Origin of the sequence: Aristaeella hokkaidonensis, assembly GCF_018128945.1 — a bacterium.
Classification (GTDB): domain Bacteria; phylum Bacillota; class Clostridia; order Christensenellales; family Aristaeellaceae; genus Aristaeella; species Aristaeella hokkaidonensis.
Genome location: NZ_CP068393.1, coordinates 1,899,151 through 1,911,687, shown reverse-complemented (window position 1 = coordinate 1,911,687; position 12,537 = coordinate 1,899,151). Strand labels below are relative to the sequence as shown.

General features: G+C 56.4%; 9 protein-coding genes. 5 read left to right on the top strand and 4 right to left on the bottom strand.

Features of this window, described 5'->3' with window-relative positions; translation table 11 throughout:
* Positions 1 to 23: 23 nt before the first annotated feature.
* On the bottom strand, positions 24 to 1,247 hold the full coding sequence (locus tag JYE49_RS08660; RefSeq protein ID WP_093957084.1) for an ABC transporter substrate-binding protein: 1,224 nt from the start codon (positions 1,245 to 1,247) through the stop codon (positions 24 to 26).
* A 328-nt stretch (positions 1,248 to 1,575) separates the two neighbouring features.
* On the opposite strand from JYE49_RS08660, the gene JYE49_RS08655 reads away from it, so the two are divergent.
* Genes JYE49_RS08655 through JYE49_RS08645 form a run of 3 tightly spaced genes read left to right on the top strand, consistent with a single transcriptional unit; the run spans position 1,576 to position 4,851 of the window.
* The gene (locus JYE49_RS08655; RefSeq protein WP_093957085.1) at positions 1,576 to 2,499 is read left to right on the top strand and encodes a helix-turn-helix domain-containing protein; all 924 of its coding nucleotides are present in this window, start codon (positions 1,576 to 1,578) and stop codon (positions 2,497 to 2,499) included.
* Positions 2,496 to 3,431: a helix-turn-helix transcriptional regulator gene (locus tag JYE49_RS08650; RefSeq protein ID WP_093957086.1), complete on the top strand. Its 936-nt coding sequence runs from the start codon at positions 2,496 to 2,498 to the stop codon at positions 3,429 to 3,431. The genes JYE49_RS08655 and JYE49_RS08650 overlap by 4 nt, the downstream gene beginning before the upstream one ends.
* Complete coding sequence (locus tag JYE49_RS08645) at positions 3,370 to 4,851, top strand: alpha-glucosidase/alpha-galactosidase (RefSeq protein ID WP_439647314.1); 1,482 nt, start codon at positions 3,370 to 3,372, stop codon at positions 4,849 to 4,851. Before JYE49_RS08650 ends, JYE49_RS08645 begins: the two co-directional genes overlap by 62 nt.
* A 65-nt stretch (positions 4,852 to 4,916) precedes the next feature.
* On the opposite strand, the gene JYE49_RS08640 is transcribed toward JYE49_RS08645, so the two are convergent.
* Both JYE49_RS08640 and JYE49_RS08635 read right to left on the bottom strand, forming a co-directional pair.
* A complete protein-coding gene (locus JYE49_RS08640) occupies positions 4,917 to 5,930 on the bottom strand; it encodes a LacI family DNA-binding transcriptional regulator (RefSeq protein ID WP_093957088.1) in 1,014 nt (337 codons plus the stop codon).
* Between the two features lie 135 nt (positions 5,931 to 6,065).
* On the bottom strand, positions 6,066 to 8,243 hold the full coding sequence (locus tag JYE49_RS08635; RefSeq protein WP_093957089.1) for a TIM-barrel domain-containing protein: 2,178 nt from the start codon (positions 8,241 to 8,243) through the stop codon (positions 6,066 to 6,068).
* Between the two features lie 225 nt (positions 8,244 to 8,468).
* Here JYE49_RS08635 and JYE49_RS08630 point away from each other — a divergent pair, with 225 nt between their 5' ends.
* Entirely contained in the window at positions 8,469 to 9,758 is a 1,290-nt protein-coding gene (locus JYE49_RS08630) for a rhamnulokinase (RefSeq protein ID WP_283399368.1), read from the top strand.
* Positions 9,755 to 10,576, top strand: a complete 822-nt coding sequence (gene rhaD, locus JYE49_RS08625) for a rhamnulose-1-phosphate aldolase (RefSeq protein ID WP_093957091.1) — start codon at positions 9,755 to 9,757, stop codon at positions 10,574 to 10,576. Before JYE49_RS08630 ends, rhaD begins: the two co-directional genes overlap by 4 nt.
* Before the next feature lie 140 nt (positions 10,577 to 10,716).
* Here rhaD and JYE49_RS08620 read toward each other — a convergent pair whose 3' ends face one another.
* Positions 10,717 to 12,519 (bottom strand): L-fucose isomerase, encoded by a 1,803-nt coding sequence (locus JYE49_RS08620; RefSeq protein ID WP_093957092.1) that lies wholly within the window; start codon positions 12,517 to 12,519, stop codon positions 10,717 to 10,719.
* Between the last annotated feature and the right edge of the window lie 18 nt (positions 12,520 to 12,537).

Genomic DNA, 12,537 nt, shown 5'->3' with positions numbered 1-12,537 from the left:
GATAAACCGGTTAAGGTATCAGATCAGATTCCTTCGATGTCGCAGATGATCTCGTGCAGCTCGTTGCAGGCTTCTTCCACGGTCTTGCTGCCGGCATACACTTCGTTCATCAGTTCTTCTTCCTGGCTCTCCCAGAGGCTCTTGTTGGGGGAGAAGGGATACTGCACACCGTAGGAGATCATTTCCGGATAGCAGGCAATGTTGATGGTGGTGAAGTTATCGGTGAAGTACTTCTCGGTTCCGGCGAAGGCGGGAATCGCAGCCTTCTTTTCAGCCTGCAGCTTGTTGGCTTCTTCGGTGCCGCAGAACTGGATGAAGTCTTTCACAACTTCGGGATACTTGGTGGAGGCGGCGCCGGCATAGCCCAGACCATTGTAGATGGAGGCGCGGGTCTTGCCCTGGGGCAGGACGGCCAGGTCGAACTTGTCAGCGAAGAGCTCGTTGTTGGTGTAGGAGCTCATCATCCAGCTGCCGGTGAAGCACATGGCCAGCTTGCCAGCCTGCATCTGATCATCCACACCCATATCCACGAAGGATTCCTGGCTGGGAGATACCTGATGGACCTTCTGCAGGTCAACCCACCACTGGATGGCTTCCTGGGTGGCAGCCTGGTCATAACCGGACTTGCCGTCTTCGAAAGCGAAGCCTTCGTTCTGATAGATCAGGTTCAGGTAACCGGACTGACGATCGTTGGGAGCGCCGAAGCCGTAGATGCCCTTTTCAGGATCGGTCAGCTTCTTCGCGGTTTCCAGCAGGGTGTCCCAGGTCCAGGTGTCATCCGGATAGGCGATGCCGGCGTTGTCGAAGATTTCCTTATTGTAGACCAGGGCGATGGTGTCGTAGTCCTTCGGGACGGCGTAGTGCACATTGTTGAAGTTGTACAGGGCGGTGACGCCTGCCGGATAGGGAGTATAGTCATACTCAAAGTCCAGGGGCAGGAGCTTGTCAGCGGTCACATACTTGAAGAACTGGTTGGAGTGCATCCAGAACACGTCGGGCATTGCTTCGCCGCTGCCCTGGGCAGACGCTTCCAGCTTGGTCCAGTACTGATCCCAGGGAGTAACCTGGACTTCAACAGTGACGCCGGGATGAGCAGCCATATACGCGTCGGCGATAGCTTTCATGCCGGGCTCCTGGTTATTGTCCCAGAAGGCAAAGGTGATGGTGACATTCTCTTCAGCGCTCGCAAAGGAGACAAAGGAGAAGAGCATGCACAGGGTCAAAAGGATCGCGAACAGCTTACGCATCAAAGGGTACCTCCTTATGGATGATATTTGTTGACTAAACCATAGCACAAGGCTGAGGGAAGAAAAAAGTACTATTCATAACACACATTTATACAATTCTCACATGACTTTGCGAAAAAATGTTCAGAAAGGGATAAAACACGCCAATATAGGCATAAATTGTACGTATTTATTAACGGAAACGATTCGTTTGCGAGAATAGTGCAAATAGAATGATCGTTTTAGTCCTTGTTTCCGGTCGGGCATGGATTATAATGATGAATATCAGTATGGATTGATATGCAGAGAATGGAAGACTTGAAAAATAAAAGGAACGGAGGGACGCGGCATGCAGGAAATGACGTATGGTGTGCTTCAGCGGACGCCGTCCCTTGTGTCCCTTTCCACTATTGCCATGGCAACGGACTTCCAATATGAATGTCCGTCCGGAATGTACAGCCTGCTGTGCGCTGTGACCGGAAGCTGCACCCTGATTGCCGCAGACCGGAAAATCCGCCTGGTAGGATCCAGGATGGCCTTCCTTTCCGGCAGCCTGTGTTATCAGATGAAGGACGCCTCCCCGGACCTGTCCGTGACGCGGCTGGACTTTTCCACCGGCAGCGGCGGAAACTGCGGCTACGGGCTGAACCAGCTGGAGCGCGTATATCCCCGCGTCAGGAACCTGATGGAAGGACACGGAATCTGCGTGGAATTTGAGGATTCCCGTACGGTGGTGCTTTCCTCCCTGAGGAATATGCTGAGTTTTTCCTCTTTTCCGCCGGAACAGCGGGACCTGCAGACGACGCTGACATTGTGCGCAATCCTGGCCGGCATATCCGCCGCACTGGATGAGGAAAGCTCACGCGGGCGGAACTACAGCCCGCGGATCCGCAAAGTACTGGAATATATTGAAGAGAACTATATGTTCTGTATTTCCACAGAGGATATAGCCGAGGTTGCGGGGGTTCATGTGGGACACCTGCACCGCATATTCCCGGATGAGACGGGAATGCGGATCGGGGAATACCTGACGCATCTGCGGATTGAAAAGGCAAAGAGCCTGCTGATGCATACCGATATTCCCAACTCTTCCATCGCCACCCGGATCGGGATCAGCTCCCAGCAGTATTTCTGCCGGATGTTCAAAAAGGAAACCGGCATGTCTCCCCAGGAATACCGGAAGTCCTACGCGCTGACCTGTCACTATGATCCGGCATTCTATCCCGCGCCGATCAACGGCTCTGATCCGGAAACGGGAGGTGAAGAGGCATGAATTCCATCTATGACGCCGAGAACCTCCAGAACGGATTTGTGCCCGTGGTTTACGGCTATTATGACCGGGCAAACATGATGGAATCCACCCCGGAGGTTATCAACCACAGCCACTCCCTGTGCGAGATCATGTACGTCAACGAAGGCACCATGAGCATCGAAACAGAGAGCAACGGGTTCAACCAGGTGAGCTGCAACCAGTTTATCCTGATCGACGCAGGGATCCGCCACTGGGATCTGCGGTTCAACAAAGGGCTGTGCAGCATGATGAACATCGAGTTCCAGTATGAGGAAGGGACGGGGCTTGCCCCGGACCTGGCCAGCCTGCTGAAAGCGGACGGCAAAATGCGGGAGATGTTTGAGCAGCAGCCCCGGGTGCTGACGCTGAGCGACCGGAACGGGGTTGTGCATCAGCTGATGAAGACTATCGTTCCGCTGGCAGACAGTGCCAATGAGCAGGGCAGGCATCTGTGCTCCCTGCTGTGTACGCAGGTGATGCTGGAAGTGGCCCGGCTCCGCGGAATGAACCAGTCCCGGGAATCTGTCGGGAACCATTATATTTCAGAGGCCCTGGACATCCTGAACAACAACTATGCAGAACCGCTGACAGCGTCCTCGGTGGCGGAGGAACTGCATATCCATCCATCCTACCTGCACCGGCTGTTCCGCGAGTACACCAGCCGGACCATGAAGGACCACCTGCAGCGGATCAGGATCCAGCACGCCCAGGAAATGCTGATTGAAACCCGGAAGAGCATGCTGGAGATTGCCTGCGAGGTGGGATTCAGCAATACACAGCAATTCCAGCAGCTGTTCAGGCGGCTTACGGGGATGCGTCCCCTGGAGTACCGTAAACTGAACCAGAAGGAATATGAACGGCCGCCCAAAAGCGCCGGAGATAATACACAGACAGAGGAGGATACATATGCCTAAGATCACATTCATGGGGGCCGGATCCACGGTCTTTGCCAAGAACGTCCTGGGGGACAGCATGCTGACTCCCGCCCTGGCGGAGAGTGAGATTGCCCTGTACGACATCGACGCCGTACGGCTGGACGAATCTTACCAGATGCTTCAGGCAATCAACCGCAACAACGGGTCCAAGGCCCGGATCGAAAAATACCTGGGAACGGAAAACCGCAAGGACGCGCTGCGCGGCGCGAACTATGTGGTAAACGCGATACAGGTAGGCGGCTATGATCCCTGCACAATCACTGACTTCGAAATTCCGAAGAAATACGGCCTGAAGCAGACGATTGCGGACACGCTGGGCGTGGGCGGCGTTTTCCGGGCGCTGCGTACGATTCCGGTGATGCTGGACTTTGCGCGGGACATGGAAGAAGTATGCCCGGACGCCTGGCTGCTGAACTATACGAACCCCATGGCCATGCTGACAGGCGCGATGCTGACTATGACCCCGATCAAGACCGTGGGCCTGTGCCACAGCGTACAGGTGTGCGCGCCCACGCTGCTGAAGGAACTGGGCATGGAATATGACGATTCCGTGCAGTGGAAGATCGCGGGTATCAACCACCAGGCCTGGCTGCTGGAAATCACAAAGGACGGTGTGGATCTTTATCCGGAGATCAAACGCCGGGCGCTGCTGTATAACCAGGGCAAACTGGACATCGGCTCCTTTGAGGAACGGATCCGGGGCCTGAGCCAGGGCGAGGAGCTGCCTGAGTGGTGGATCGAAGGCATGAAAGCGGACTACAAGCTCTATCAGGAAAAGGGCCGGCACGGAGATATGGTGCGGCTGGAAATCATGCGCCGCTTCGGATACTACATTACGGAATCCAGCGAGCATAATTCCGAATATACTCCCTGGTTCATCAAGGAACGTTATCCGGAACTGATTGAGCGCTTCAACATCCCGCTGGATGAATATCCGCGCCGCTGCATCCACCAGATTGAAGACTGGAAAAAGCGGGGCCATGAACTGACCCAGAATCCGCTGCTGAGCCATAAGCGTACCCATGAATACGCCAGCTATATCATGGAGGCCATGGAGACCGGGATTCCGACCCGGATCGGCGGCAATGTGCTGAACAACGGCCTGATCACCAACCTGCCGCGCAATGCCTGCGTGGAAGTGCCCTGCCTGGTGGACCGCAACGGCGTGCAGCCCACCTACGTGGGAGACCTGCCGGAACAGTGCGCGGCACTGAACCGGACCAACATCAACGTACAGCTGCTGACGATCGAAGCGGCCCGCACGCTGAAGAAGGATTATATTTACCAGGCTGTTATGATGGATCCCCATGCCGGCGCAGAACTGTCCATTGACGATATCGTGGCAATGTGCGACGAGCTGATCGAAGCGCACGGCGACTGGATGCCTGCCTTCCACTGATCAGTATTGACAAAGCAAACGCCGCGTTCCCAACCGGGAACGCGGCGTTTTGTTCTGTTCAAAATTCAGGGATTCAGGGGCCGGACGGAGGAACCTTCTGTCAGCTCCGTGGTCAGCGTGACGATGCGGGGAGAATAGCTTTCACGGTTTGAAAGCATATCCAGCATCAGGTTGGCGCATTCACGGCCGATGCCCAGCTGGGGCTGGCGGATCAGGGTCAGGTCCGGGAAGATGCCGCCGAAGAGCTCCAGTTTATCGAAGCCGATGACGGAAAGATCCTTCGGGACTTCAATCCCGTTCTGCTGCAGGGCGAGCATGCCGCCGAGGGTCATTTCAAAGTTGGTGATGAACAGGGCCGTGGGCGGATCATCCAGCTTAACCAGCTCCTGAACGGCCTGGTAGCCGCCGTCCATGGTATAGTCACCGTAACGGATATACCGGTCATCCGGTGTGATACCGGCGTCCCGCAGGGCGCTCAGGTAACCGGTGAGACGGGCATCAGTGGTATAGAGGTGCTGGCTGCCCAGAACAAGACCGATTTTCCGGTGCCCCAGATCCAGAAGTTTGTGGACGGCCTGGCCGGAAGCGTAAACATTGTCAATGATAACGGCGCTGACGCGGCTGCGAAGGGAATTGATCAGCCGGTCCACCAGCAGGATGGGGATGTTGGCCTCGAGAGCAGCCTTGAGATGATCACCGGTGGCGTCGGTGGCCATATTGATGAGCCCGTCCACCCGGCGGTGCATCAGGAACTCCACGGCCTCCTTTTCACGTTTCGGGTCGCTGCGGCAGTCGCAGACGATAACGGCATAATCGTGACGACGGAGGATATCCTCCATGGAGGAGATGATGGAAGTGATGAAGGCGTTACTGAGCTCGGGAATGATGACGCCGATGACGCGGGATTGCTGCGTTTTCAGGCTGCGGGCCACTTCATTGGGCACGTAATGCAGCTTTTTAACCGCGGCCTCAATGAGCAGGCGGTTTTTGTCACGGACGGTTCCGCCGTTGAAATACTTTGAAAGCGTGGCCAGTCCGAGCCCCGTTTCCCGTGCAAGATCTTTCATTGTTGCTGCCATGAGAAAATCCTCCGTGCCTTATGCGATCGGGTGCATAAGCATTAACTTTACAGGTATTGTAACATCATGACAAAAGGAATGCAAACGAAACGTTTCAAGGCTTGAAAAGCTTTCAATGAAAGGGAAAGACGGTTTTCAGAATGCGATTTTCAGCGGAACACCTGTATATTTTATGTTTTTCAGTTCGGTTTGCCCGTCCGGACAGATCAGCGTAATCCGGAAAACGGCATCCACAGGCAGGGTGCCTTCCGCCTGATCCAGGGAAAGAATCCGGCGCTTTTCATCCCAGTGCATGGGAATCCGCAGGAACGCGCCCTGCAGGTAATCCATGCCGTCTCCGCTGTCATCATAAAGTATGAAATCGCCGTCAGTACCGCTGAAAACAAGCAGTTCTTCAGCGGGGAAGGGCAGATCCGCCGTACTGCAGACGCCGGAAGCCCAGGGCAGGATGCTGCCCGCACGGACAAACACCGGGAAACGGTTCAGCGGCGTATCCAGCTTCAGCGTGTTGCCTGCAGCATAATAAGCCCTGGTAAACAGATCGTACCAGCCGCCTTCCGGCAGGGTGACGGCGGTTTCACTGCCTCCGTCAGCCAGAGGACGGGTGACCGGTTTAACCAGGATGGAATCTCCGAGCATATACTGATCTGCCAGCGGCCAAAGCCGCTGATCACTGCCAAAGGCTGTGAGCATTGCGCGGATCATCGGAACGCCCGTCCGGCAGCATTGGGCAGCGGCGGAATAAAGGTAAGGCAGGAGACTGTAACGCAGCGCGATAGTTTCCCGCAGGCAGTGATACTCCTTGCTGTCCTCAGTCCCGAAAGCCCAGGGTTCACGCGGCGTATCGGTTCCATGGGAGCGGAAGACGGGCAGCATGGCGCCGAACTGGAACCAGCGGATATACAGTTCACGGTAACCGGGATCACTGACGCCGTCTGGATAGTCCCCGCGCCAGAACCAGGGATCCTTCCGCCCGACGAAGAAAGCGCCGATGTCCAGGGTCCACCACGGGATACCGCTGCAGGAAACGCGGACGGCTTCAACAACCTGCTTTTCCAGAACATCCCAACGGGCAGAGATATCACCGGACCAGAGGATTGCCCCGAGACTGCCGGCATCAAGGCTGCCGCTGCGGGACAGGAAAAGAGGACGCTTATGCGGGATGTCCTTCAGCCAATGTTCCCGGAGCCCCTGAAGATGGCGGGATGCATAGAAGTTCATTTCTTCCGGATCCATCCGCAGGGAGGAATCTTCCGTTATCAGCCGGTACCTGGTTTCAGGATCCCGTTTTTCTTCCCCGCACCAGTCAGGATCGGTAATCGGCTCGCAGCTGTCGCACCACAGGGCGTCCGTGCCTCCGTCCATCCAGTGACGGCGGCACTGCTGCCAGTAGAGCTCCCTGGCTTCAGAAGAAAAGGCGTCATAAATCCGGCTGGCAGGCAGGAACTGACCGGAGGCGGCGAACTCATCGCAATCCCGGCCTTTGGCAGCGTTCGGCCATACGGAAACCATCAGGTGGATATGCATCCGGTGAAGTTCTTCGGTCAGATTCCGGATATCAGGGAAACGGACGGGATCCGGCGTCTTGTCCCCCCAGCAGCCGTCCTGCCAGCTCATCCAGTCCAGGACGATACAATCGAGCCCAAGATTCCGGCGGCGGAATTCCCGGGAAACGGAGAGCAGTTCCTCCGCACTGTGATAGCGCTCTTTGCTCTGAATATACCCGAAGGCCCATTTGGGAAGCATGGCAGGTTTTCCGGCCAGGCAGGAGAGCTTCCGGAGAACGTCCGCGCAGTCGCTGCCCCGGATAACGAGATAGGAGACAACGCGGGCTGCGTCCAGCTCAAAGGAGAAGGAAGAACCATCCCCATGGTATTTCATGGCGCAGCCGGCTTCGATCAGAAGGCCCCATCCGCTGCTGCTGAGCAGGAAAGGAATGGGGATCTTCATGTTGTGTTCATAAAGGAGTTCTGATTCCCGGGCATAGTCAAAGACACCGTCCTCATGTGCGCCCAGACCCGTCAGGACCGGGGAACCGGGAAAAGAGAAACGGAGTATGACAGAACAGCTTTCACCGGCCGGACGGCATTCTCCGGCATCAAAAGAAACGACCTCTCCGTTGGCGGTCTGCTTTACCTCACCGCCGCCGCTTTCCCCGCACAGACGGAATACAGGACGCGGGGTAAAGACGCAGCCTGTCTGCGTCAGATATATTCCTGTATGATCCCGGAAAGAGACAGGGACAAAAGGATCACCATCCGCCGGGGTCAGGCGGATCCGGGTGACGCCGGGAGCAAGATCAGTACGGGTCATGGCTGGCTCCTTAACAGAAACGTTTTGCTTAAATGGACAATATTATTATACAGAAAACAGAAACAAAAGGGAATACGGAGCAGCAGGTTTGTTCAAAGAAAATAAAGCTTTGAAAACACCGGAGGCGTGTGTTGACAAAAGGGCACGGTTTTATATATACTGATAATACAAGACGAAACGTTACGGTTAACAGCATTAAAAGACAGAAAAGGAATGTGCGGAACGGTGAGATACTATCTGGCCATTGATATCGGAGCGTCCAGCGGCCGGCATATAGTCGGATGGCCGGAGGACGGAAAGATCCGGACGGTTGAGGTTTACCGGTTTCCCAACGGGATGAAGGAAACAGACGACGGACTGATCTGGGACCTGGAAACGCTGGTGATGAACATCCGGATGGGGATCGAGGAGGCATTCAAGTATTTTCCGGATATTGTGAGCCTCTCTGTGGATACCTGGGGCGTGGATTATGTGCTGATGAAGGGCGAAAAGGAGATCCTGCCCTGTTATGCCTACCGGGACAGCCGCACAGGACCGGCCATACCGGAAGTGCACCGGCGGATGCCCTTTGAAGAGCTGTACCGGCGGACCGGCATCCAGCATCAGCCCTTCAATAGCATCTACCAGCTGTACGCGGATCAAACGGCGGGAAGACTGGCAGAAGCTGACGCTTTCCTGCCGATGCCATCCTACCTGATGTACCGGCTGTGCGGCGGAAAAGCCCATGAGTACACAGAGGCGACCACCGGAGGAATGGTGAACGCAAAGACGGGGGAGTATGATCCCGCAATCGTGGAAGCCCTGGGCTTCCCGCGCCACCTGTTTCCAAAGCTGCGGAAACCGGGAACGGTGATCGGCGCATACCGGGGGATGAAAGTGGTGCTCTGCGCGACGCACGACACGGCAAGCGCGGTGGAGGCAATTCCCATGGAAGGAAACGAGCTGTTTCTTTCCTCCGGAACCTGGAGCCTGCTGGGAATGAAGATACCCTCCCCGCTGACAGACCGGAAGAGCATGGAGGCAGCCTATTCAAATGAGGGCGGCGTGGGATGCAGCCTGTACCTGAAGAACATTATCGGGATGTGGCTGGTAAACCGCCTGCGGGAGGAACTCTGCCCCGGAAAGCCCTGGGATGAGATCACGGCAGAGGCGGAACAGGATGGATTCGACGGGCTTGTTGACGCGGAGGATCCGGATTTCCTGGCACCGGAAAGCATGAAGGAAGCGTTTGACGCAAAGCTGGCGGCAAAACCGGCAAGCACGGCAGGCTATTTCCGGTGCGCATACCGGTCCCTGGCCGACACCTACGGCCGGGCGGTCCGGACGATGGAAGCATGCACGGGAATCTGCCGCAGCAAGCTGTATATTGTGGGCGGCGGTGCAAAGAACAATTACCTGAACAGGCTGACCGCGCAGGCCACCGGGAAACAGGTGATCGCACTACCCATGGAGGCAACGGCAGAAGGAAATATCAAAGTCCAGATTCGGGCGGATATACAGGAGGCAGGACAGTGAAAAGGAATATATTGTTTGAACCGTGGATGACCGAGATGATCAGGACGCTGACAAACATGTACAACCACGGCTGGGATGAACGGAACGGCGGCAACGTGAGCATGCTGGTGGACGAGGAACAGGTGGTCAGATGCCTGGATCCGGACCGGGTGATCCGCCGGATTCCGACAGGGTTCACAGCGACAGAACTGGCAGGAAAGTATTTCCTGGTGACCGGCACGGGCAAGTATTTCAAGAACGTGCAGTACGCGCCGGCTGTCAACCTGGGACTGGTGCGGATCACAGCGGCCGGGGATGAGGCGGAGCTCCTGTGGGGATTCACGGACGGAGGCACGTTTACCAGCGAATTCGCAGCTCATATGATGACCCATGCGGCCCGGCTGCGGGTGAACCCGGAAAACCGGATCTATATGCACTGCCACCCGACCAACCTGCTGGCGATGACGTACGTGCACGAACTGGATGAACGGTCCTTTACGCGTACACTGTGGCAGATGTGCACGGAATGCATTGTGGTATTCCCGGAAGGAGTGAATATCCTTCCCTGCGTCGTGTGCGGCACCAACCAGCTGGGCATGGACACGGCGGAGAAGATGAAGACAGCCCGGCTGGTGATCTGGAGCCAGCACGGACTGTCAGCCGTGGGAAACACGCTGGATGAAGCCTTCGGTCTGATTGAGACGGTGGAAAAGGCAGCGGAGATCTATATGAAGATTGCCGGGCTGCCCCGGATTAATACGATAAGTGACGAGATATTGCAGGGACTGGCGGAGAGGTTTGGACTAGTACCGAGGGAGGGGTACCTCAATAACGCCTGAGGCGTTATTGAGAATGAATAATGAAAACTTAAAACTTAAGACTTAAAAATGATATACACTCAAAACCCTTTTTTCGGGATAAGGAAAAGTCAGGGCTTCGGAAGAAGCTCTGACTTTTTTGATATGAGTATTTAAACGGGTTATTTCTTGTAGAAGGGACCGTAGGTGGCGCAGGCGCGGTAATCGGCGCCTTCCTTATCCATGCCGAAGGCATTCCAGGCGGCAGGACGGAAGATATCCGCGACAGGCACGTTGTGCATGGCTACAGGAATGCGTAGCATGGAGCACAGGGTGATCAGGTCCGCACCGATATGGCCGTAGCTGATGGCACCGTGATTGGCACCCCAGCAGTTCATGACGTCATAGGCGCTCCGGAAGGGGCTGCCTTCCTTCCCGTCGCAGCGGGGCGTGAACCAGGTGCAAGGCCAGGTGTAGTCGGTCCGTTTCCAGAGAATATCGGTGACCTCGTCCGGAAGGTTTACGGTCCAGCCTTCGGCAATTTGCAGCATGGGGCCCAGGCCATCCACCAGGTTCAGGCGGATCATGGTGGCAGGCATTTCACAGTCTGTGACAAAACGGCTGGAATAGCCGCCGCCCCGGAAATAACCGAGATCGGCATAGTTCCAGGTGGTGTTTTCCATGATGGCTTTCTGGTCCGCCACGGTGACGTCATACCAGGGCTTCATCAGCCGGGTGCCGTTCTCATCCCGGGCTTGTCCGTTGGCGTCCAGGCAGCAGGCACCGGAGTTGATCAGGTGGATGAAGCCGCCGTTTTCCTTCGCGGCGCCTTCCACATCATAACCCGTGCAGCGTTTGACAGCTTCAGGACTCCAGAAGGTGCGGACGTCCGCGAACATCTGGGCACGGTTGGTGAGCAGCTTCATGAAGAGCATGCCCAGGCCGTTGAGCACATCGTTTTCCGTGGCGAAGACGTAGGGCTCCCGGGCGCCGTTGTGGTCGAAGCTGGTATTCAGCATGGCTTCCGGGAAGTCACAGTTGGGATAGAAATCCGTCCACTGGCGCTGGCCCTGGAAGCCGCCGGCGATGGCGTTATGCCCCACGGCTTCTTCCTCGCAGCCGGAAGGCAGATTTGGATTACCGTTGAGCAGGTCCTTGATGATCAGGTACATCTTCAGGGTGAATTCCCAGTCCTGATCCTTCTGGTCCCGGGTCTTCTGCAGTTCGGGAGGATTCTTGTCAAAGCCTTCCCGCACGTTCTCCTCACTCCAGGATTTCAGCCTTTCCAGTTCCTTGCGGTCATAGATGCCGAGGGTCATGCGGCGGATGATTTCCACCTCGTCCACAGACTCGACCCGCATGCCGAGATATTCCTCAATAAACTTTGAGTCGATGATGGAACCGCCGATGCCCATGGTGATGGCGCCGATCTGGAGATAGCTTTTGCCGCGCATGGTGGCAGCTGCCACGGCAGCCCGGCCGAAGCGAAGCAGTTTCTCCTTCACATCCTCCGGGATGGAGGTATCGTCCGCTTCCTGTACCTCATGGCCGTAAATGCCGAAGACCGGAAGTCCTTTCTGGGCATGCGTTGCCAGGACGCTGGCAAGATAGACAGCGCCGGGACGCTCGGTGCCGTTAAAGCCCCAGACGGCCTTGATAGTGTTCCGGTCCATGTCCATGGTTTCGGAACCGTAGCACCAGCAGGGGGTGACGGTCAGGGTGACGGCGACGCCTTCGCGGCGGAACTTTTCCTCACAGGCGGCAGCCTCGGCTACCCGGCCGATAGTTGTGTCCGCGATGACGACCTTTACCGGCTCGCCGTTGGAATAGCGCAGGTTTTCCTCAAACAGCCGGGCGGCGGAACGGGCCATGTTCATGGTCTGGTCCTCCAGGCTTTCCCGCACCTTCAGGGCGCCCCGGCGGCCGTCAATCGTCGGCCGGATGCCGATCACGGGATAGCTGCCCAGGTATCTGTTTTTTACCATTGTTCATTAACCTCCTTG